This window comes from Arcanobacterium haemolyticum DSM 20595 (assembly GCF_000092365.1).
GTDB classification, from domain to species: domain Bacteria; phylum Actinomycetota; class Actinomycetes; order Actinomycetales; family Actinomycetaceae; genus Arcanobacterium; species Arcanobacterium haemolyticum.
Genome location: NC_014218.1, coordinates 1,639,025 through 1,659,166 on the forward strand (window position 1 = coordinate 1,639,025; position 20,142 = coordinate 1,659,166).

The 20,142-nt window shown below is 52.0% G+C and carries 22 protein-coding genes, 1 tRNA gene and 1 pseudogene; 11 read left to right on the forward strand and 13 right to left on the reverse strand.

Translation table 11 applies throughout. The annotated features are described in order from the left end of the window. Positions 1-60: 60 nt before the first annotated feature. Positions 61-1,158, reverse strand: a complete 1,098-nt coding sequence (gene ychF, locus ARCH_RS07515; RefSeq protein ID WP_013170685.1) for a redox-regulated ATPase YchF — start codon at positions 1,156-1,158, stop codon at positions 61-63. 130 nt (positions 1,159-1,288) lie between these two features. Here ychF and ARCH_RS07520 point away from each other — a divergent pair, with 130 nt between their 5' ends. Then, entirely contained in the window at positions 1,289-2,512 is a 1,224-nt protein-coding gene (locus tag ARCH_RS07520) for a DNA recombination protein RmuC (protein ID WP_013170686.1), read from the forward strand. 19 nt (positions 2,513-2,531) lie between these two features. On the opposite strand, the gene ARCH_RS07525 is transcribed toward ARCH_RS07520, so the two are convergent. The 4 genes from ARCH_RS07525 to ARCH_RS07540 all read right to left on the reverse strand — a co-directional run bounded on the left by ARCH_RS07525 (position 2,532) and on the right by ARCH_RS07540 (position 5,074). Beyond that, positions 2,532-2,975, reverse strand: coding sequence for a hypothetical protein (locus ARCH_RS07525; RefSeq protein WP_013170687.1), 444 nt, complete (start codon positions 2,973-2,975; stop codon positions 2,532-2,534). Positions 2,976-2,982: 7 nt separating this feature from the next. Next, positions 2,983-3,336, reverse strand: a complete 354-nt coding sequence (locus ARCH_RS07530; protein WP_013170688.1) for a helix-turn-helix domain-containing protein — start codon at positions 3,334-3,336, stop codon at positions 2,983-2,985. 61 nt (positions 3,337-3,397) lie between these two features. Continuing rightward, positions 3,398-3,940, reverse strand: a complete 543-nt coding sequence (locus tag ARCH_RS07535) for a hypothetical protein (RefSeq protein ID WP_013170689.1) — start codon at positions 3,938-3,940, stop codon at positions 3,398-3,400. A 36-nt stretch (positions 3,941-3,976) separates the two neighbouring features. Continuing rightward, a complete protein-coding gene (locus tag ARCH_RS07540; protein ID WP_049765906.1) occupies positions 3,977-5,074 on the reverse strand; it encodes a 4-hydroxy-3-methylbut-2-enyl diphosphate reductase in 1,098 nt (365 codons plus the stop codon). A gap of 287 nt (positions 5,075-5,361) precedes the next feature. On the opposite strand from ARCH_RS07540, the gene xseA reads away from it, so the two are divergent. Genes xseA through ARCH_RS07555 form a run of 3 tightly spaced genes read left to right on the forward strand, consistent with a single transcriptional unit; the run spans position 5,362 to position 7,817 of the window. Beyond that, positions 5,362-6,627 carry an exodeoxyribonuclease VII large subunit gene (gene xseA / locus ARCH_RS07545; RefSeq protein WP_013170691.1) on the forward strand — a complete coding sequence of 422 codons (1,266 nt, stop codon included), beginning with the start codon at positions 5,362-5,364 and terminating at the stop codon, positions 6,625-6,627. Further along, positions 6,614-6,868, forward strand: coding sequence for an exodeoxyribonuclease VII small subunit (locus ARCH_RS07550; RefSeq protein WP_013170692.1), 255 nt, complete (start codon positions 6,614-6,616; stop codon positions 6,866-6,868). Before xseA ends, ARCH_RS07550 begins: the two co-directional genes overlap by 14 nt. 1 nt (position 6,869) lies before the next feature. Then, the gene (locus ARCH_RS07555; RefSeq protein ID WP_013170693.1) at positions 6,870-7,817 is read left to right on the forward strand and encodes a PfkB family carbohydrate kinase; all 948 of its coding nucleotides are present in this window, start codon (positions 6,870-6,872) and stop codon (positions 7,815-7,817) included. Between the two features lie 52 nt (positions 7,818-7,869). Here ARCH_RS07555 and ARCH_RS07560 read toward each other — a convergent pair whose 3' ends face one another. Further along, on the reverse strand, positions 7,870-8,628 hold the full coding sequence (locus ARCH_RS07560; protein WP_013170694.1) for an isoprenyl transferase: 759 nt from the start codon (positions 8,626-8,628) through the stop codon (positions 7,870-7,872). A 144-nt stretch (positions 8,629-8,772) separates the two neighbouring features. On the opposite strand from ARCH_RS07560, the gene trhA reads away from it, so the two are divergent. The 4 genes from trhA (at position 8,773) to ARCH_RS07580 (ending at position 11,281) form a co-directional block, all read left to right on the forward strand. Further along, the gene (gene trhA, locus ARCH_RS07565; RefSeq protein ID WP_111724877.1) at positions 8,773-9,438 is read left to right on the forward strand and encodes a PAQR family membrane homeostasis protein TrhA; all 666 of its coding nucleotides are present in this window, start codon (positions 8,773-8,775) and stop codon (positions 9,436-9,438) included. Between the two features lie 200 nt (positions 9,439-9,638). Further along, positions 9,639-10,118, forward strand: a complete 480-nt coding sequence (gene greA / locus ARCH_RS07570) for a transcription elongation factor GreA (RefSeq protein WP_013170696.1) — start codon at positions 9,639-9,641, stop codon at positions 10,116-10,118. Between the two features lie 4 nt (positions 10,119-10,122). Then, entirely contained in the window at positions 10,123-10,791 is a 669-nt protein-coding gene (msrA, locus tag ARCH_RS07575) for a peptide-methionine (S)-S-oxide reductase MsrA (RefSeq protein WP_013170697.1), read from the forward strand. Between the two features lie 55 nt (positions 10,792-10,846). Then, complete coding sequence (locus tag ARCH_RS07580) at positions 10,847-11,281, forward strand: FKBP-type peptidyl-prolyl cis-trans isomerase (protein ID WP_013170698.1); 435 nt, start codon at positions 10,847-10,849, stop codon at positions 11,279-11,281. A gap of 63 nt (positions 11,282-11,344) precedes the next feature. On the opposite strand, the gene ARCH_RS07585 is transcribed toward ARCH_RS07580, so the two are convergent. Next, the gene (locus tag ARCH_RS07585; RefSeq protein ID WP_013170699.1) at positions 11,345-12,151 is read right to left on the reverse strand and encodes a Bax inhibitor-1/YccA family protein; all 807 of its coding nucleotides are present in this window, start codon (positions 12,149-12,151) and stop codon (positions 11,345-11,347) included. Between the two features lie 249 nt (positions 12,152-12,400). Here ARCH_RS07585 and ARCH_RS07590 point away from each other — a divergent pair, with 249 nt between their 5' ends. Together ARCH_RS07590 and ARCH_RS10525 are read left to right on the forward strand one after the other, a co-directional pair. Further along, entirely contained in the window at positions 12,401-13,342 is a 942-nt protein-coding gene (locus tag ARCH_RS07590) for an ABC transporter ATP-binding protein (RefSeq protein WP_013170700.1), read from the forward strand. After that, entirely contained in the window at positions 13,339-14,148 is an 810-nt protein-coding gene (locus ARCH_RS10525; RefSeq protein ID WP_013170701.1) for an ABC transporter permease subunit, read from the forward strand. Before ARCH_RS07590 ends, ARCH_RS10525 begins: the two co-directional genes overlap by 4 nt. 271 nt (positions 14,149-14,419) lie before the next feature. On the opposite strand, the gene ARCH_RS07605 is transcribed toward ARCH_RS10525, so the two are convergent. Both ARCH_RS07605 and ARCH_RS07610 read right to left on the reverse strand, forming a co-directional pair. Then, positions 14,420-14,599 (reverse strand): hypothetical protein, encoded by a 180-nt coding sequence (locus tag ARCH_RS07605; RefSeq protein WP_041640423.1) that lies wholly within the window; start codon positions 14,597-14,599, stop codon positions 14,420-14,422. An 81-nt stretch (positions 14,600-14,680) separates the two neighbouring features. Next, positions 14,681-14,757: transfer RNA gene (locus tag ARCH_RS07610), tRNA-Leu, on the reverse strand. Between the two features lie 162 nt (positions 14,758-14,919). On the opposite strand from ARCH_RS07610, the pseudogene nhaA reads away from it, so the two are divergent. Next, positions 14,920-16,180: pseudogene (gene nhaA, locus ARCH_RS07615) on the forward strand (Na+/H+ antiporter NhaA). Positions 16,181-16,249: 69 nt separating this feature from the next. Here the strand turns inward: nhaA and ARCH_RS10230 are convergent. The 4 genes from ARCH_RS10230 to eno all read right to left on the reverse strand — a co-directional run bounded on the left by ARCH_RS10230 (position 16,250) and on the right by eno (position 19,932). Then, a complete protein-coding gene (locus ARCH_RS10230; RefSeq protein WP_013170702.1) occupies positions 16,250-17,206 on the reverse strand; it encodes a Ppx/GppA phosphatase family protein in 957 nt (318 codons plus the stop codon). A gap of 18 nt (positions 17,207-17,224) precedes the next feature. After that, positions 17,225-17,788 (reverse strand): DUF501 domain-containing protein, encoded by a 564-nt coding sequence (locus ARCH_RS10235; protein ID WP_013170703.1) that lies wholly within the window; start codon positions 17,786-17,788, stop codon positions 17,225-17,227. Next, on the reverse strand, positions 17,785-18,297 hold the full coding sequence (locus ARCH_RS07630) for an FtsB family cell division protein (RefSeq protein WP_170121731.1): 513 nt from the start codon (positions 18,295-18,297) through the stop codon (positions 17,785-17,787). Before ARCH_RS07630 ends, ARCH_RS10235 begins: the two co-directional genes overlap by 4 nt. Positions 18,298-18,651: 354 nt before the next feature. Next, the gene (gene eno, locus ARCH_RS07635) at positions 18,652-19,932 is read right to left on the reverse strand and encodes a phosphopyruvate hydratase (protein WP_013170705.1); all 1,281 of its coding nucleotides are present in this window, start codon (positions 19,930-19,932) and stop codon (positions 18,652-18,654) included. Positions 19,933-20,142: the final 210 nt, after the last annotated feature.

Genomic DNA, 20,142 nt, shown 5'->3' on the forward strand with positions numbered 1-20,142 from the left:
CAAGTCACTCCTACTCATGCTCAGAGCTCACGCTCGGCCCAGCATCCGCAATCTCGTCACCTACTTCTTCCCACCAGACGTAAGCCCTGTCCTGAACTCCACGACGTCCCCGTCATGCATCACGTAGTCTTTGCCTTCCATACGGACTTTGCCGTGGGCTTTGGCTTCTGCCATGGAGCCGTTTTCCACGAGGTCATCGAATGAAATGACTTGTGCCTTGATGAAGCCACGTTCGAAATCGGTGTGGATAACGCCGGCTGCTTGTGGGGCGGTCCAGCCCTTGTGGATTGTCCAGGCACGGGCTTCTTTTGGCCCTGCGGTGAGGTAGCTCTGGAGCCCGAGGGTGTCGAAGCCTACGCGTGCGAGCTTGTCCAGGCCTGCTTCTTCTTGGCCGGTGGATTCGAGCATTTCGCGGGCTTCTTCTTCATCGAGTTCGATAAGTTCGGCTTCGAACTTGGCATCGAGGAAGATTGCTTCGGCTGGCGCCACGAGTTCGCGCAATGTGGCTTGCATGGCGGTGTCTGCGAGCCCGTCTTCATCTGTGTTGAACACGTAGATGAATGGTTTGTTGGTCATTAAGTGGAAGGTTTTGAGGATGTCTGGATCCAGATCGCCACCGGCCGCATAGAGCGTTTTGCCTTCTTCAAGGATTGCGAGCGCCGCCTGCGCTGTTTCCACGATTTCTTTGGCGATTTTGCGGTTGGTGAGTTCTTTTTGGAGGCGTGGGAGTTGCTTTTCCAGGGTTTGGATATCGGCCAGCACGAGTTCGGTGGTGATGGTATCGATGTCCGATGCTGGATCGACGCGCCCGTCCACGTGGGTTACGTCTGGATCTGCGAAGGCGCGTGTGACTTGGCAGATTGCGTCTGCTTCACGGATGTTTGCGAGGAACTGGTTACCGAGTCCTTCGCCTTCTGAGGCGCCGCGCACGATTCCCGCAATATCAACGAAGGATACGGTTGCGGGTAGGATTTTTTGCGATCCGAAGATTTCTGCGAGCTTGTTGAGCCGCGGATCTGGGAGCGGAACGATTCCCACGTTGGGTTCGATCGTCGCGAACGGGTAGTTCGCTGCGAGTACGTTTGCGCGCGTGAGCGCATTGAACAACGTTGACTTGCCGACGTTGGGCAGTCCTGCAATACCAATTGTTAAAGCCACGTTTTCCAGTTTAGCCGGGTTACTCGGTTCAGTCACGTTAGTTTTGTGTGGGGTTGATTGTGACGACGACGAAGGTGGCATATGCAAGTGTCACCCAAACTATGTGGGAGCCTCCTTTTACACTTGAAACATGACGATTTCTTTAGGTGTTTTCTTTATTTTTCTGGTGTTCGCGATGGCTGGTGGCATTGCGATTGGCTGGCTGGCGGCGGTAAATCGCCACAATAGCGATCATGGATCGTTACAAACTGCGCTCACTCAGGCGCGCGAACGGGCGTTGTTGCTTCAGGGTAGGTGTGATCAGTTGGAGTTGGAGAATGCTCATCTGCACGATCGTGTTGACGATCAGGGTTCTACTGCGCAGGTGTTGGCTCCGATTTCTCAACAGTTGGGGCAGGTTGATGCGTATGTTCGTGCGTTGGAAAGTAAAACTGCGCAGCGTTTTTCGGCTATTTCAACGCAGTTGCAGGCTGATGCTCAGGTATCGATGCAGCTCACTCGCACGACCGAATCGTTGAATGCGGCGTTGCGTAATTCGTCGGTGCGTGGTTCGTGGGGTGAAGTTCAACTGCGGCGAATTATTGAATCTAGCGGCATGTTGGAACGGGTTGATTTCGATGAACAGTTGTCGAATTCCCAGGTGTCGGCGGATGCCCAAAGCGGTGGCCGGCCAGATGTTACTGTTCATTTGCCGAATGGTGCTCATGTGGCGATTGATTCGAAGGTGCCGATGGCTTCTTATATTGCGGCTCATGATATTCCGGCTACGGATCTTGAGAGGGCCGGTGAACGCGCTGAACTGATGCGATCTCACGCTAAGGCTGTTCGGCAACATGTGATGGCGTTGAAGAAGCGAAATTATCCTGGCGATTTCCCGCAATCTCCTCAACTCACGATTATGTTCTTGCCTTCTGAAGCGTTGCTTGCGGAAGCGCTCGATTCTGATTCTTCGCTTCTCGAATCAGCATTGCAGGATGGGATTATCTTAGCCTCCCCTGCTACTCTCTTGGCACTCTTGCGTTCGATTGCAGCAATTTGGCGTTCTGCTCAAGCATCGGAGGAAGCACGGGATATCGTGTTGGCTGGCCAAGAACTGGTTGATCGGTTAAGTGTGTTTGTCAAGCATTTGCACAAGTTGGGATCTAGCCTTACCACATCGGTGAAGTCCTACAACAGCGCCATGTCCTCATTAGAATCACGCGTACTCGTTACCTACCGGAAGTTTGAATCTCTAGGCGAAAAAGCGCATATTTTGGATACACAGAAGATGACAATCAGTACTGAAGACGGTACTACTCGTCAGTCAAAGGCTCCTGAATTCAATATTTCTATGGAAGACGATCATGCCTCATAAACCCAGCATCTAGCCATGATTATTCGCGGGCTGTTGCTTGCGCAACGGAAACAATCAGTTCGCTATCTTCCAGATGTATTTCAGCTGGAACTTCGATAGAGACAACAGGCATACTCGCAAGAGTGGTACGCAGCGCAAGTGCAGAATAAGACCAAAGATACGAAACAACATTGGTGAAGACGCTGTGAACGACCTCCGCAACCCACTCGTCTTCATCTTTACCTACCGGGCATGGATCATTCGATTCAATAAAAACCTGTGTTAAAACACCCGCGCCCCACACATCGTCTTTTAAGTAGGTATCTAGAATTGCAGCAACACCCTGTAGCTGCCCATTTTGATGCCGATCAGCCACCATTGGGATAAAACGGATGGTAGCAGAAGTCTGCAGATCTTCATCCTCTTTATTGATTGGATTAATACTTAATGCAAGAACCGTTGGCAAAACAAATTTAGTACGCATACCGCTACTATCTCACCTTAAAATACGAACTATTATCATGAGCGCGATAGGCTTTCCGCGATGCGTCTTGAGCAGGAAGTTCAATTTTTCTGCCATAATCGACAACGGTGTATCGTATCCCCGCCCCAATACTAAGAAGGTACTCCCGCAATGTACGCATGGTGATATTTGACTGCCCGTTTTCTAATCGAGAAACATTGGATTGGTCTGTTCCCATTCGCTCAGCAACAACTTTTTGAGTTAACCCTTCAGATTGTTCTTTTGAGGTTCGTATGCTTCTTAACTGCGCTATCAGGGCTCGATCTTCATGCGCTTGCATGGTGGCTCGTTGAATAAGTTCTTTTTCCGAAATGCTTTCCATAGCTACCTCCTCACAGATAATAGCTTAACTAGGATATGGCGTAAATACCATATTTAATTCATTATTGAGCAGAGGGGCACGTCGGCTTCTTAACCCAAGATTCTAGACGCCTCGCACAATCGTCAATTTTCCTATCCTGCTCTTCCCGCCACATTTGCGAGTCAACATCTTTCATTAAATGACCTAAACTAACAAGAGCGTCTATGATCATAGGTTCAGCAAAATAGACTCTCGACCTGTATCTTTTCTTCTCTACATCGAAAGGTTCTGGTAAACGTAATTCAATAACATTCGGTTCGCGTCTCGTTGGCACAACATCTTTAGAGCTACGAACTACATCGTCTGGATACTCTTGAGTAAGTTCTCCATAGCTCGCACATTGTAAAAGTTCGTTTATTTCACCAATGAGCTGAATGTACTGGAAATTACCATGAAATACCGACTCCCGTAATCCAGCAATATCGCTCCCTAACCAGGTCGGCATATCGAGCCAGTCTTGATGACTACCATGAATCTTTCCATCGAAATGATGCCCGGGATGTATCCACCCGAGTGGCTCATTACGTCGAACACAACTACGCAATTGTTTCGGCTGATAAACCATATGACACCACAACCTTCTGCACTATTAGTTCATAGGTCACATTTTAGGTTCTTTGGCAAGTTTTCCAGTGCTGCGTGCCGTGGAACGGCGTGGGGCATTCTTGTCACGCGCCTTATGCGGGCGATCAACCTCTGCCCCCGTGGCTTTCAAATCACCGCGCAAATTCTTTGGCAAGGAAAAGTGCACATCCTCTTGAACAGTGAACACAGGTTCTACGGTGGTAAAACCCCACTCCTTCAACTGTTCAACAACATCACGCACCAAGATTTCAGGAACAGAAGCACCGGAAGTTACACCGATCGTCTTTGCCCCATCAATCCACGAAAGCTCCAGTTCATCAGCCTTATCAACACGGTAAGACGCCTGTGCTCCGCCTTCCAACGCCACTTCAACCAGGCGAACAGAATTAGACGAATTAGCCGATCCCACAACGATTACCACGTCACACTGCGGCGCCATCTTCTTCACAGAACCCTGGCGGTTTTGGGTGGCATAACAGATGTCATCACTCGGCGGATTAATCAAGTTCGGGAAACGATCACGCAACAACTCAACTGTTTTCATCGTTTCATCAACAGAAAGAGTAGTCTGCGAAATCCACACCACCCTATCCGGATCACGAACCTCAACATTCGCAACATCTTCAGGACCATTCACAACCTGAATATGATCAGGAGCCTCACCTTGAGTACCCTCAACCTCTTCATGTCCAGAATGCCCAATCAACAAAATGTCATAATCCTGATCGGCAAAACGAACAGCCTGCTTATGAACCTTGGTCACCAACGGGCATGTTGCATCAATCGTCTGCAACATTCGCCGCTGCGCAGCCTCATGAACCGCCGGAGAAACACCATGTGCAGAAAAGACAACACGAGCACCTTCCGGAACGTCGTCGGTATCATGCACAAAAATCGCACCGCGCCTCGTCAAGGTCTCAACAACAAACTTGTTATGAACGATCTCTTTACGCACATACACCGGAGGGCCATACAATTCCAAAGCCTTCTCTACGGTGTCAACAGCACGATCAACACCCGCGCAATACCCGCGCGGGGTAGCGATCAAAATACGTTTCCCTTCAGAATTTTCCTCCGAAGGAATTTCGGCAGGAAACGCCGAAGCGCCCGCCAACGATACGGCACCAGCTTTTACAGAATCTTCATGCAACGTCACACCCCAAGATTAACAGTTCACCCCTTACGATGCTCAGCACCGTAAGATTCACGCAAACGGTCACACACCGGCGTCGTCCCCGTATTCGCTCTCACGCCACTGCGGAAACACACGGTTTTGTGCACGTTCGCCCGCAACGCCGGTGGGACTTTCGCCCAAAATCGCAGGCAGCTCATTCCTTTAGAATTAAAGGAGGCTCGATTGTGCAGTAATGAAGTGTAATTTTTCGGAGAATAGGTCGTGATATGTCAGCCAACGCAAGGGTTGCCGTTCCGGCTAACCTCCCACCAGTGGCACGGGAAACATCCCCGGATCACCCGTGGCCATTACGCCTGCTCAACGCAAAAATAGCAGAATACATCTCTAAAATGTCACGCCTGTGGGTAGAAGGCGAAATCATCACACTCACCCGCAGAAAAGGTGCCAAAGTACAATTCTTTACACTCTCCGATCTAGAAGAAAAAGCGTCAATCACCTGCAAAATCTTCGCCCACGCGCTCCCCGACGGAATTGAATCCGGATCCCGGGTGATCGTGTGTGCTAAACCAGATTTCTGGTCCGGCAACGGGACGCTGGCGCTCCACGTCGATGAAATACGTGCCGTCGGCCTAGGCGATATCCTAGCCCGCATTGAAGCCCTCAAAAACAAGCTCGCATACGAAGGCCTCTTCGCACCGCAACGCAAGAAACCTCTCCCCTTCCTTCCCCGCACAATCGGCCTGATCGTTGGACGCAACACCAAGGCACTTCACGATGTGCAAGTGAACGCGCGTGCCCGCTGGGCCTCAGCCGAATTTGCCGTGCGCGAAGTGGTAGTTCAAGGCCCAACTGCCGTGCAAGAAATGATCCCGGCACTCGAAGAACTCGATGCGTTGCCGAACGTGGACGTTATCGTGATCGCCCGCGGCGGCGGATCGGTTGAAGATCTCCTTCCATTCTCAGATGAACGCCTCATCCGCGCGGTAGCGGCAGCACACACACCGGTAGTCTCCGCAATCGGCCACGAAACCGATAATCCACTCCTTGATCTCGTGGCTGATCTGCGCGCATCCACACCAACAGACGCGGCTCGCAAGATCGTTCCGGACGTCACGGAAGAACAAACCGGCCTACGCGATGCCGTGCGGCGTGGGCGCCTAGCCATGGATGCTCTGCTCACCCGCACTCAACACGATCTTGACATTCAACGATCCCGCCCAGCCCTAGCACACCCGGAATCGATGCTGGATGCGCGTGCGCAAGATCTCACGCAACTTACGCAGTGGCTCCACAACAACCTAGATCGCCACATCACACGCCACGCATCGCTCATCGATTCGTCGCTGGCACGCTTGCGGGCGCTCTCCCCACTCGCCACATTGCAACGCGGGTATGCGGTGTTACGTACGCAAACCGGCGTCGTCACATCCGTACACAACGCAACCCCAGGTGAAACGATTATTGCTCAACTTGCCGACGGCACGTTCACTGCCACCGTCAACGCGAAAGGACCTGCTCATGAAACCTTGTGATCCCAACGAACTAGATAACCAGGTTGCGAAATATTCGTACGAAGAAGCACGTTCGGCGCTGGTTGATACGGTGGCACGGCTGGAACAGGGCAATATTCCGCTGGAAGAGGCTCTGGAGCTGTGGGAAATGGGCGAAGCGTTGGCACGCCGGTGCGAAACGTGGCTGAACGGGGCCCGCGAACGGCTGGCTGCGGCGCAAGAACGTACGCGTGCGGCAATCGACGATGCGAACGAGCGCTAACATGACGTTCATGGTCATCGGCGAATCGTTGCTGGACGACGTCCAGCGCGGCTCCATCCACACCACCCACCCCGGCGGCTCCCCGCTAAACGTTGCAGTTGGGCTGGCTAGGTTGGAACGTAACGTCACGTTGGTGACGCGTATTGGCGACGACGATCCTGGTGCCGACATCGCCGATTATCTGGCTGAATCTGGGGTGCGGCTGTATCCGGGGTCGATTGACGAACACCCAACATCGATTGCGTATGCTCAGCTGAACGAACTTGGCAATGCATCGTATACGTTTGATGTACGATCGGATTATCCGCTGCCTCACTGCGATGGTATTTCGCCAAAACCGCGGCTGGTCCATATTGGTTCACTCGGAGCACATCTGGAACCTGGCGCCACCGCGTTGCGTGCCTGGCTGGAATGTTTAGGCGGCCATTCCACTGTGTCTTACGATCCGAACGTTCGACTGTCCATGATGGGGCCGCAAGAAAAGTTGCTGGCCGAAGTGGATGAACTCATGCCGTTTATTGACGTTGTGAAGGCGTCGGTTGACGATATGGAAGCGATGCTCGGCCCAACAACGCCAGAAAAAAGCGCACGGTTCTTCTTAGATCGAGGCGCGCAGCTTGTGGTGATTACGATGGGGGCTGGTGGGCTCAACCTGGTCACTCCAATGGTTGATGTGCATGTTCCTGCAGTGAACGTGGGCGTGGTTGATACGGTTGGCGCTGGCGATTCGCTCATGTCCTCGCTGATTGATGGTCTGGCCCGCATGAGCGTACTGGGCGGCGAAGATGGCGAAGCGCTCCAATCGATTTCGCGCCAAGGCTTGGCATCGTTGGGCGCCTATGCGGCCGCAGCAGCCGGAATTACCGTTGCTCGCCCTGGATCCAATTCCCCTACTCGTGAAGAACTAGCGAAGGCCACCGATCTGTATTCGCCAGATCCGGTGTACTGATCGTCTGCTGATCATTGATCGTTTGCTGATCCAGACCCTAACCAAGTTTGCTCTACTTGCCCTTGCGCCGATCCCGCACGGAAAAATCACGCAAGGCACGCAGCAGATCTGTGCGGCGGAAATCTGGCCAATAGGTTTCGCAGAAATAGAGTTCGGTGTGAACGGTCTGCCACAACATGAAGCCGCTCATGCGCTGTTCGCCAGAGGTACGAATGATCAGATCTGGATCAGGCTGGCCCTTGGTATACATGTGGTTCGTGATGGCATCAACGGTGATCGAACTGGCCACCTCTTCCAGCGTGGCCCCCGATTGGGCCTGCTCTCGCAGATAATCCTGCACGGCCCGCGTAATCTCTTGGCGCCCGCCATATCCAATGGCCACATTCACGATCATGCCGTCATGGGCGGATGTCCGTTCGGCAGCGGCCCGCAGCGCCGCTGCCGCGTCGTCGGGAAGCAAATCTAAATCTCCCAACACGCGAATCTGCCACTGCGGGTTGGCTGCAAGCTGCTCCACGGCCCCCACAATGATCGCTAAAAGTTCGCGAATCTCCTTCGCGGATCGTTGAAGGTTATCGGTGCTGAGCATCCACAAGGTCACAATCGACACGCCAGCTTCCTGCACCCATCCGAGCACTTCCGTGATGTGATCTGCGCCTTTACGATGCCCGTGCGCGGCCGGCGTGCCAAGTGCCTTGGCCCACCGCCGGTTCCCGTCCAGAATGATCCCCACGTGCCTCGGAATCTGCGACTGCCTAATCTGGCGCGCCAGCCGCCGTTCGTAAACACGGTAGAGAAATTCGGGGTTCATCTGGCGCTCCTTATTTATGCGTTTTATGAGTAGGCATACTCATTCTTCATCATAATATCCTCACGCATGTTCTACACATCATCCTTTTGAGGGATGGGATTCGTGGGCGGGAAGGTATAGCCTACAAGTAACACAAGGGAGGACATGATGGGATCACAGGAACCGCAGATTGTTGCAGCGTTGCCGAAGCCGCGTTTGCGGGGGTGGATTCATGCGTTGACTGCCCCGTTGGCGTTGGCGAATGGGATTTTGTTGACTGTTTTCGCGCCTGACGCTGGGGCTGTTGTGGGATGCGTTGTGTTTATGGTTGCGTCGTTCTTTTTGTTTGCGAATTCTGGGATTTACCATATTGGGACGTGGAGTCCGCGGATGAATGGGATTTTGCGGCGGATTGACCACGCGAATATTTTTTTGTTGATTGCGGGCACGTATACGCCATTGGCGGTGATGTTGTTGGATCCGTGGGATCAGTTGACTGTGTTGTCGATTGTGTGGGGCGGCGCTTTTGCAGGTTCGTTGATGCATATTGTGTGGATTGATTCGCCGCGTTGGTTGTACGTTCCGTTGTATATTGCGTTGAGCTGGGTTGCTCTCTGGTATTTGCCTGAGTTTTGGGATAACGGTTCGCCTGCGATTGTGTGGTTGTTGTTTGCTGGCGGGTTGTCGTATACGGTGGGCGCGTTGTTTTATGGTTTTAAGTGGCCGAATCCGTGGCCGCGCATGTGGGGATTCCACGAGTTTTTCCATTTGGGAACGTTGGGTGGTTTTGCGTGCCAGGTGGTTGCGGTGTGGTTGGCGTTATTTGCGTGAAGGGTGGACGACGCCGGTGAGGCGGCGTTTGTTGTTCTCTGCTTGACGCGAATATTGGCTCTATTTATTGTTCTGATCTTCGTAAAGTGATACGCTCTCGCACATGAACGTCCATGTCCACAGGCTGTGGACATGTCTTTTTATCCACTACATCGTGGTAACGCATTGATGCCACGTGTTATGTACAAAGGAGAAGGCACATGGCTGACACAACATGGCTCTCACAGGAAACTTTTGATCGTTTGAGTGCAGAGCTTGAACACTTGAAAACAACCGGCCGTACCGATATTGCTACGAAGATCGAAGAAGCTCGGTCTGAGGGTGATCTTCGTGAAAACGGTGGCTATCACGCCGCTCGTGAAGAACAGTCGAAGATGGAAGGCCGTATCCAGGAACTCACCTATTTGCTAGAACATGCTGAAGTAGGCGATGCTCCTGTTGAACTCAACGAAGTTGCTCCTGGCTTGGTGATTACTGCTGAAGTGAACGGTAAGGAAAAGAAGTTCTTGCTCGGTTCGCGTGAAGCTGCTGAATTTGTTGATATTGATGTTTACCCTGAAACCGCACCGTTGGGTTCTGCGATTATGGGTAAGAAGGTTGGCGATGAAACCTCCTACACTGCGCCTAATGGCAAGGAATTTGCTGTCAAGGTTTTGGGTATCGAACCGTTCCGGGGGTGATGCGATGGTGACGAAGGATACTGCCCTTCCAGATAACACACTTCCGGTGTTGGCTCATCCACAACCTCATACTGTGTTGGGTTCTGATATTTTGGCAGAGCCGGCTGAAGGCCAGCAGGTTATTTACCTTGCTGCCGGATGTTATTGGGGTGTTGAGGAAATCATGTGGCAACTGCCCGGTGTGGTGAGCACTGCAGTTGGTTTCATGGGTGGCTTCACTGCTCATCCTACGTATCGGCAGGTGTGCACGGGTTTGACCGGGCATACTGAAACTGTGCGTGTGGTGTGTGAAGATTCTGCTGTTGCGAATGTTATTAAGACGTTCTGGGAGTTGCATGATCCTACGTCGCTTAATCGCCAGGGCAATGATGTTGGCACACAGTATCGTTCGGCGATTTTTACAACCACGGATTATCAGCGTGTGCTTGTTGACGATTCTGTTGCAGCTTACACGCAGGTATTGCGGGATGCAGGCAAGGGGCACATCGTTACGGAAGTTCGCCCTGCTAGTGAAGCTGGGCCGTTCTATCCTGCGGAAGATGATCATCAGCAGTATTTGCATAAGAATCCGTTTGGGTATCGGTGCCATGCGGCTACTGGAATGCCGTGTCCTATGCCGGGTTCCGGCCCGTTAGTTGCGCCTAAATCTCGTTCTTTCATCGATCTAGATTAGAATGGCACTGTTAGTGGCAACTGCTGTTGCCTAATTCTGTGAAAGGTTTAAGAGTATGACCATCGAACTCCCTTCCGTTTCCGGATCATTCGGTGACACCCCTGAAATCACCTACCCATCTGCGGAAGCTCCAAAGGGCCTGCGCGTTGTGGTGTTGGAAGAAGGCAAGGGCAAGGTTGTCCAGGCTGGCGATGAGGTTGAGGTTAACTACCATGGCCAGATTTGGAATGGCGAACTCTTCGATTCGTCTTACTTCCGTGGCGAACCTACTCGTTTCCCGATTGGCGTTGGCATGGTTATTAAGGGCTGGGATCAGGCTCTTGTTGGCAAGCAGGTTGGTTCACGTGTAGTCATCGTTGTGCCGCCAGAAAAGGGTTACGGTCCAGCAGGAAATCCACGTGCAGGCATCAAGGGTGATGATGTGCTGGTGTTCGTTGTTGACATCATCGGAGTTACACAGACTGCTTTTTCAGCCCACTTTGGCCGCTGAATATGAAGTATAGAAAAGCGGGGCGAACTGATGTTCGCCCCGCTTTTTGTGGTTTTGGGTGACCTATCGGTTATCTGCAAGGATCGCAAGGATGCGCAGAACTTCGATGTAGATCCACAGAATGGTCATAACAATGGCCAGCGCGGTAGTCCATGCGAATTGAGCTGGTGCACCGTTTGCAATCGCTTCGTTGACTTGTTCGAAATCAGCGATCAGCATGTAGGCAGCTATGAAAATCATTGCTGTACCGATCAAGAGGCCGAGGTTACCGGAACGTAAACCGAAACCGGCCATGGCTCCAGTCCAGACCAATACCATGTTGATCAATGAGAACACGAGGTAACCGATTGCCACGATGTAGACAATCTTGCGGCCACGTGGAGTGGTACGAACTGCTCCTGAGTAGTGAAGGCCAAGAGTAACGGCAACGATCACTGCAGTTGCAAGAATTGCTTGGAAGGCAATCCCTGGGTAAAGAAGATCGAAAGCACGAGTAATGGTTCCGAGCGCAACGCCTTCAAGAACTGCATAACCGAGTGCGAGTGCTGGCGAAACCATTGGTTTAAATGCAGCGAAGAAGCCTACCCCAAGGGCCGCCAAAGAAGATATAAGTGCAATAGCATACATAGATGGCACAGGTACCAACATTGCTGCTAATACACCAGCTACAACTGTTACACCGAGCAACAGAGCAGTCTTATTCATAGCATCTGTGTAAGTCATCCGGCCATCAGCTGGCTTGGCATCAAAAGTAGAATAGGACGGCTGTGACGTCATTTCTGGCTGGCCATAAGCAGCTTGATTAAACTGGTTTGGACGTTGCGTCTGACCAGTAAAGTATGGGTTACGGGACATGACTGGGTTGCTCATTGAAGAACCTCCTAGCTAAGGGCTACGTGCGATTTACACGCTTATCTACCGCAAGTGTAACGGATCGGTAAGTTAAAATGGATACTTTTTCTCCCGGAGACGAAAACGACGCCGAAAATACGCATCCTCTATTCTTCACTTTTCCCCATCGGCCTTGTGGAAATCTGAAATTTTCCACAGATTAGCCTTTCTATCAGCTCTATTTCGTACAATATATCCACATAACCAATTCACAGCGAAGGACGTGACATGATCACTGTTGATCATCTATCCAAGCATTACGGCAAAGTTCAGGCCGTTCGTGACTTATCTTTTTCGGTAAGGCAAGGAACAGTGACGGGGTTCTTAGGCCCAAATGGTTCAGGAAAATCAACGACTCTTCGTTGCCTTCTTGGATTAGATAAGCCCACATCAGGAACACTCTTGATAGACGGAAAGTCATACGTGTCAAACCCGGCACCACTATCGAAGGTTGGGGCGCTTTTGGACGGGAAGGCCTTTAACCCACAAGTTAGTGCCCGTCACCATTTAAAAATTGTTGCTGCTACGCACGGCATCCCAGCTGAACGAGTCGAACACGTCTTAGATTTAACCGGGATTTCCTCCGTCGCCAAGAAAAAAGTAGGCGGCTTTTCATTGGGCATGAGTCAACGCTTGGGTATTGCTACTGCTCTACTAGGTGATCCGGAATATCTTATCTTTGATGAACCAGTCAACGGCCTGGATCCTGACGGCGTTAAATGGGCACGTGAATTGATGCGCAACCTTGCGAAAGAAGGCCGTACCGTTCTCGTATCATCACACCTCATGTCAGAGATGGCTCTTACTGCCGATGATGTGGTGATTATCGGGCAAGGTCGCCTCATTGATTCTGGCCCGATGAGTAAATTTACGCATACTGCAGGCCGCACTCTTGTTCATGTTGCAGGGCCTGATACAGAACTTCTTCGCCAGGTTCTTGCCGAAACTGGTTACGATTTTACATTTGAGGATCCAAGCGAATTCCATCCAACCGGATCATTTATTATTCCCGGCAAAAAGCGTTCAGAGATTGGCCATATACTCCATGTGAAGAACGTGGAAGTTCACGAACTTTCAGAAAGCCATTCGTCACTTGAAGATGTCTTTATCGAATTAACTGATGATGCCGTCGATTATCGGGTTCATCCACAAGCAGGAGGCACACTATGACCACCCCACAGTACGTATCACGGTATGCATCTGGTCCGCACACAAACCCATTCATACGTGCTGTAAAAAGTGAACTATTAAAATTGCAGCGCCGTTCGCTTACAACAACATCCGTCACATTCACAGTGTTATTTGTTGTTACTCCTATAATCTTTTTGTTAACCGTGTGGAAACAAGGAATCAAAGAACCAATTTCTGCTACGTCGATAACCAGTGGCCTGCAGCTATTCGTATTATTCAGCATTATTATCGGCACTCTCGCTGTCACTTCTGAATATGCATCAAACACAATGCGCACATCATGCCTAGCCGTTCCGCAACGGTTGAAAAACCTGTTGGCCAAATGTAGCGCTGTTGCCATCTATACAAGTGGAGTAACGGCTGGAATCATCATTCTTCGTTTCGCTACTCTAGGCTTGCTCTCCGGCGGGCGTATCCGCATCACAGGAACGGATCTAGGAACTTTAGCACTCTTTATCCTCGTCACGGCACTGACCGCTCTCATGGCCACCGGTATCGGCTACTTGGTGCGGTCTACTGCTGGCGGCATCAGCTTCATGGTGTTGTTTATTTTCCTTCTCCCGCTCGTCTTATCAATGTTTCTACGGTTTGAATTATTCGCTACCTATGCCCCACCCCTATATCCGATGTCTCTCCTGGGGGCCATATTCGCTCCACCGGCAGATGCCAGTACGTTAGCCGAAGCGGGATACTTCTCTTGCCCAATCGCACTACTCATTTTTACAAGCTATACGGTTGGATTCATCGCTTTAGGATATGCTCGATTCCGTAAAACGGACATCTAAACGCCTATCTTTTCTCCAAAAGAGAAGCCAATGAGAAGCGGCATGCTCCCTGAAAGTTATGGAGTGGCCTAAGAATTAGGCCACTCCACAAGACCCGCCCGAATCAGAGCGCTGATAATTTCACCCAATGAATGATTCCACTGATGGCTACGAGTTGCTGTAATCTTTGGCGCATCCGGATCCTGGATATAGCTAGTGTCTTCTTTCCACGTCATTGGCTGTTCACGTTCAAAGTTAAGGGTACTCAATTTTAAGTCCATCTGAAACCTCTTCACCAACGGTCATGAACATTGTTGTGACCCCATTCAACATCCACACCAGCTTTCAGAGCGAGTTCATTCACTAATAGATCAGCCAAGAGTTCACCGTAATAGTTTCCAGACATATGGGTGTTGGCTCGATCATCCCAGTTTGCTTGATTATCCGCAAACCATTCCTGTTTAGCATCCACTTACATCACCTTCAATGAAGAATTCACAAAAAATAAGAAAAACACTAGCTTCGTGATACGTGATCACGAAGCTAGTGCCGATGGTGCCTCCAGTGGGACTCGAACCCACACTGAACAGATTTTAAGTCTGCTGCCTCTGCCGATTGGGCTATGGAGGCACAGTAGCTCTAACTACCATCATCATCTTAATAGTTGATAAGCAAAATATCCAAATAATGGCAACTGAGTCACACCACCGTCAAGGAAAATAACACAACAGCGTAGAATGAGGGACATTGATTAATAACGATGTCACAGGAAAACTAGAATGGAGCTGGCTGATGCCTCATCGCCAAAACCCTATTGCACGATACCGCCGAGCCCTGCATAACGAAGCCACTGCAGGTATCGTTCTGATTCTCGGTGCTGTGCTTGCACTCATCTGGGCAAACTCCCCATTACGCGAATCTTATGCCACACTCTCTGAAACTGTTGTTGGCCCAGAATCGCTCCACCTCGCGCTCCCAATTGCACACTGGGCAGCGGATGGTCTGCTTGCGATCTTCTTCTTCGTCGTCGGCATGGAACTCAAGCACGAATTCGTTGCAGGATCCTTACGTGATATTAAACAGGCACTCGTGCCAATCCTTGCCGCAGTCTTCGGCATGGCAGGCCCGGTGCTCGTCTACGTCGTCATTCAGATTGTCACAGGATCTACCGTCTACGATGGTTGGGCTGTTCCGGTAGCTACCGATATCGCATTCGCGCTCGCAGTCCTTGGTGTCTTTGGAAAAGGCTTCCCGCCTGCAGTTCGCACGTTCCTTATGACTTTAGCCGTTGTGGATGATCTGCTCGGCATCGTCATTATCGCGATCTTCTTCTCTGACGGACTTGATTTCATTTTCCTTGCCACAGCACTCGCAATCGTTGCTATCTTCGGCCTTCTTGTCCAACGCCGGATTATCCGTTGGTACATTCTCTGGCCGCTCGGCATCCTTGCCTGGTATTTCATGCACTTATCTGGAGTACATGCGCGTTGCGCTAGGCATGACGGTGCCGGCACTCATGAAACGCGGCGAACACCATGCGCTAACTGAACAACTTTCCGAAAAGATCAACTTCTATTCTGCCGGATTCATCTTGCCAATCTTCGCCTTCTTCGCAGCAGGCGTGAACGTGGTTGATTCAGGCGGATTCGGAGGGATGCTCGTTGATCCAGTCTCGCTTGGCATCTATCTTGGCTTGCCGCTTGGCAAGTTTATTGGCATCTTCGGCGGAGTTTTCTTGATGATTAAGGTGTTCCGTTTGAAGCTCGGCCACGGTGTGGATCTTCCAGATATCTTCGCTGTTTCGTGGGTTGCCGGGATTGGTTTCACAGTCTCGCTCCTCATTGCCACCCTCAGCTTCGCTGAAGGAAACCCGCACGGTCCGCATGCTCGCGTCGCAGTCCTTGTCGGTTCACTCCTAGCCTTGGTGCTCGGCGCAATCTTCCTGCGCCTGCGTGCTAGCCAACATCAGCGCGGTGCCATCGGCAAGCGCCGCCTCCAATCCGAATCACGTACGCGCCGTGAAAAGAAAACCATACGCAGGAAGCGTTCATAATCAGACTCACCATACACGGGTGGCGGTTGGGATATCCCAACCGCCACTCAGCACATTAAGGTACGAACTTCAGTTCAGCTGGCCTGCTGCCCGCAACGCCAAACCATCCAGGATGTCATGCTCTGAAATCGTCACCGATTCCAACGGCCGCCCGGCTTCATCACAACGTTGAACGATCCGGTGCAATACTTCCTGCCACACCAAAGCACCAGCGCCAATCACGTCAGCCCGCTTCGGATGCAAGAACGGAACAGCCTCACGTTGCGCCAGCGGCGCCTCAATAAACCACGAGGTGGATTCCTCAACCTGCCCCAGGCTCATGTCCAACCCGTGGATTCGCTCAGAATCATACTCTTCCAGCCCCAGCGATAACGCAGCCACCGATGTGATCGTGCCGGCTAACCCAACAACCGTACGCGCCTGACTCAAGTCAACAACGGCTTCCGCATCATCCAACGCCGCAGCAACATCCGCGCGCGCAGCAGCAACCTCATCAGCGGTAGGCGGATCCGACTTCATCTGGCGTTCGCGCATCCGCACCGAACCAACATCCATCGAATAAGCGCCCAGCACAGTACCGTCTGCACTACCCAACACCAGTTCCGTAGAACCGCCACCCAAATCAATCGCCAACAACGGGGCATCAGGCGAAACAAGAGCAGAAATCGCACCAGCAAACGACGTGCGAGCTTCCTCTTCCCCACTCAGCACCTGCGGTGTAACGCCAAGGCGCTCCCGCACACCATTAATAAACACGTCCCGATTTTCCGCATCCCGCGTAGCAGACGTGGCTGCAAACACCACCGATTCACACCCATGTTCCGCAATCTGCCCAGCATAATCATCAACCGCAGCCAACGTACGCTCCAACGCCTGCGTATCAAACCGCCCCGTCTTATCAACGCCCTGCCCCAGACGAACAATCTCCATCCGCCGCACAACATCGCTCAACACGCCACGATCATCAACATCGGCAATCAACAAGCGGATTGAATTCGTCCCGCAATCTATCCCTGCTACACGCATTCCCGGGCTCCTTTAGCGTCAGGCGGTAACGGCAGCGTCGTCGCCCATCCCACAATGACACACTGCAGGATCCCAGCCAACTTGCGCCAAAACGTCATCCCCAGCCGGGCACACACCCGGCCCAGCAGCCAACGCATACCCAGCCAACGCATGCAAACACTTCACACGATCAGGCATACCGCCCGCAGACTTCCCCGCGATCTCCGGAACCTCGTCCATCACATCGCGGCGCTCTACATACGAATCGTGCGCACGCGCATGCGCCGCAGCATACTCAGGATCAGCCGCAAGGCGCTCATTGTACGACACCATCTCCCCCGCACTCTCAATCCGCGAAATCTCGCGAACCAGCCACGGGTAAGACAAGTAGAACACGGTTGGGAACGGCGAACCATCCGGAAGACGTGGATACGTGATCGTTACAGCCGGCGCGCCACAGGCACACCGCGCCCCGATCCCCACCAGCCCGCGCGGATCGCGGCCGAGTTGCGCCGTAAGAATTGCGCGATCATCCGGACGAATCTCCGTAGCGTTCACAGCTACACGCTTCAGAACGTCAAGAGGGACAGAAAAAGATGTCATTTCTTTGCATCCTTCGTTGTTGGGGAATCACCGGATTCCTGAGGTTTATGTGGTAGATTTTCGTTCAAAAGTGGGGTGTTTTGTGGGTTTTCCCGCTCGCCAACTTGCCCTGCGATCACGATTGAATCCCAGCCCGTCACAAAAAATGGGGTTTGTTGGCGCCGCAACCGGTTGACTTCTTCCGCACGTGCCGTGAGTTGATCGTTTGCATCGCCTTGCTTCGGATCTTTCGTTGAGTACAACGTTTGCCCTGGCATCACAAATCCGAGCCTTTCGCGCGCTTTCGCCTGCACGTACGTCGGATCTTCCCAGAGTTCTTTTTCTTCCGTTAACGATTCTACGCGCTCTTTCATGAGCGACAGTTCCGATTTCGCTTTTCTAATGTCTTCTTGTTGCGCCAAGTACTGCGTGAGCGGATTGGCAACAATCAGTACCCCCACCAGCGCAAATAGTACAACCGTAGCCAGCCGTAGTGAGATTCGATGAGTTTTGTCTTGCCTTTCGATCACCAGGTGGTGTTCGCGCGTGAAACGTTTTCGTGACGAGGTTTCGTTTTTTCGAGGGGACGACGACCCCGGGCGCGCTTTTCTCCCAGGTTTGTTCACTGGCGTTGTTGGTTTCGTTCGGCGCACTGGTTGTTGCGCGGGTACACGACGTGGTCCGGGGGTACCGGATGAGCGCTGAGGTGGACGACGAACCATGCCTCTAAGTCTAGAGCCATAAGGGCAAAAACGGGAGATGGAGGTGGTGAGCCGCCCCACGCCGTAAAGATAAGAGAGCAAAAAAGTGGGACCACATCCGATTAGGATGTGGTCCCGGTTCGTCAACTACTACGGTTAGTAGTTATCAACGATGATGTATTCTCAGGCGTTGAAACGTGGGAATGCGGATGCGCCTGCGTAAACAGCTGCATCGCCGAGTTCTTCTTCGATGCGGAGCAACTGGTTGTACTTGTTGACGCGTTCGCCACGGGCTGGAGCACCAGTCTTGATCTGGCCGGAGTTGGTTGCAACTGCCAAGTCAGCAATGGTGGTGTCTTCGGTTTCGCCGGAACGGTGGGAAGTCATCGACTTGTAGCCTGCACGGTGTGCTGCTTCGACTGCTTCGAAGGTTTCGGTGAGGGTACCAATCTGGTTGACCTTCACCAGGAGAGCGTTTGCCGCACCGAGCTTGATACCCTTTTCGAGGCGCTCTGGGTTGGTAACGAACAGATCGTCACCAACGAGCTGGACGCGGCTACCAACGTGTTCGGTGAGGGACTTCCATGCATCCCACTCATCTTCAGAGAGTGGATCTTCGATGGAGACGATTGGGTACTTGGCAACGAGTTCATCGTAGTACTTAACCATGAATTCGGTGTCACGTTCTTCGCCTTCGAACATGTACTTGCCATCCTTGAAGAATTCGGTGGAAGCAACGTCAAGTGCGAGTGCGACGTCCTTGCCTGGTTCAAGGCCGACCTTCTTGATTGCTTCGCAGATGAGATCGAGTGCTTCAGCGTTGGAGCCGAGGTTTGGAGCGAAGCCGCCTTCGTCACCAAGACCGGTGTTCAGGCCGCGCTCCTTGAGAACGGACTTGAGAGCGTGGTAAACCTCTGCACCCCAGCGGAGGGCTTCCTTGAAGGTGGAAGCGCCAATTGGAGCAATCATGAATTCCTGAATGTCAACGTTGGAATCAGCGTGGGATCCACCGTTGAGGATGTTCATCATTGGAACTGGAAGAACGTGTGCGTTTGGCCCACCGAGGTATGCGTACAGTGGAAGGCCTGCAGATTCGGCAGCAGCCTTTGCAACAGCAAGGGAAACGCCAAGAATTGCGTTTGCGCCGATCTTGCCCTTGTTGTGGGTACCATCGAGATCGATGAGAGCCTGATCGAGGAAACGCTGATCAGATGCGGACAGGCCGACGATTTCTGGTTCGATAACTTCGGTCACTGCAGCAACGGCATCTGCGACGCCCTTGCCACCGTAACGGGAAGCATCGCCATCGCGACGCTCGACTGCTTCGAATGCGCCGGTTGATGCACCAGATGGTACTTCTGCGCGTGCGAAAACGCCGTTGTCGAGAAGGACTTCAACCTCAACGGTTGGGTTGCCACGGGAATCAAGAATTTCGCGGGCGGCAATTGCCTCAATAAGTGCCACAAGGACTCCTTTAAGTTGTCATTATTGGTCTTGCAGTCTCATGCCGGGAGGTTCCCAGCACGTACTCTTCTATTGTCCTACGTTTAGGCACATTTGGGTACCTATAGCCGTAAGTATTCTTAAACTCGCCCGCCGATTTTCATAAAAGTAGCGTCTTTTCTTCCCGAAATACCGGCTGAAAGTCCTATTCTTTAGGGTTCGCTAGGCTCT

What these genes read in the sequence shown, in the direction of transcription:
- msrA (WP_013170697.1), top strand. Translation starts at nt 10,123, where the DNA reads ATGGTGACGAAGGATACTGCCCTTCCAGATAACACACTTCCGGTGTTG.
- xseA (WP_013170691.1), top strand. Translation starts at nt 5,362, where the DNA reads ATGTCAGCCAACGCAAGGGTTGCCGTTCCGGCTAACCTCCCACCAGTG.
- ARCH_RS07530 (WP_013170688.1), bottom strand. Translation starts at nt 3,336, where the DNA reads ATGGAAAGCATTTCGGAAAAAGAACTTATTCAACGAGCCACCATGCAA.
- ARCH_RS07550 (WP_013170692.1), top strand. Translation starts at nt 6,614, where the DNA reads ATGAAACCTTGTGATCCCAACGAACTAGATAACCAGGTTGCGAAATAT.
- ARCH_RS07535 (WP_013170689.1), bottom strand. Translation starts at nt 3,940, where the DNA reads ATGGTTTATCAGCCGAAACAATTGCGTAGTTGTGTTCGACGTAATGAG.
- trhA (WP_111724877.1), top strand. Translation starts at nt 8,773, where the DNA reads ATGATGGGATCACAGGAACCGCAGATTGTTGCAGCGTTGCCGAAGCCG.
- ARCH_RS10230 (WP_013170702.1), bottom strand. Translation starts at nt 17,206, where the DNA reads ATGCGTGTAGCAGGGATAGATTGCGGGACGAATTCAATCCGCTTGTTG.
- greA (WP_013170696.1), top strand. Translation starts at nt 9,639, where the DNA reads ATGGCTGACACAACATGGCTCTCACAGGAAACTTTTGATCGTTTGAGT.
- ARCH_RS10235 (WP_013170703.1), bottom strand. Translation starts at nt 17,788, where the DNA reads ATGACATCTTTTTCTGTCCCTCTTGACGTTCTGAAGCGTGTAGCTGTG.
- ARCH_RS07580 (WP_013170698.1), top strand. Translation starts at nt 10,847, where the DNA reads ATGACCATCGAACTCCCTTCCGTTTCCGGATCATTCGGTGACACCCCT.
- ARCH_RS07525 (WP_013170687.1), bottom strand. Translation starts at nt 2,975, where the DNA reads ATGCGTACTAAATTTGTTTTGCCAACGGTTCTTGCATTAAGTATTAAT.
- ARCH_RS07585 (WP_013170699.1), bottom strand. Translation starts at nt 12,151, where the DNA reads ATGAGCAACCCAGTCATGTCCCGTAACCCATACTTTACTGGTCAGACG.
- ARCH_RS10525 (WP_013170701.1), top strand. Translation starts at nt 13,339, where the DNA reads ATGACCACCCCACAGTACGTATCACGGTATGCATCTGGTCCGCACACA.
- ARCH_RS07590 (WP_013170700.1), top strand. Translation starts at nt 12,401, where the DNA reads ATGATCACTGTTGATCATCTATCCAAGCATTACGGCAAAGTTCAGGCC.
- ARCH_RS07520 (WP_013170686.1), top strand. Translation starts at nt 1,289, where the DNA reads ATGACGATTTCTTTAGGTGTTTTCTTTATTTTTCTGGTGTTCGCGATG.
- ARCH_RS07555 (WP_013170693.1), top strand. Translation starts at nt 6,870, where the DNA reads ATGACGTTCATGGTCATCGGCGAATCGTTGCTGGACGACGTCCAGCGC.
- ARCH_RS07560 (WP_013170694.1), bottom strand. Translation starts at nt 8,628, where the DNA reads ATGAACCCCGAATTTCTCTACCGTGTTTACGAACGGCGGCTGGCGCGC.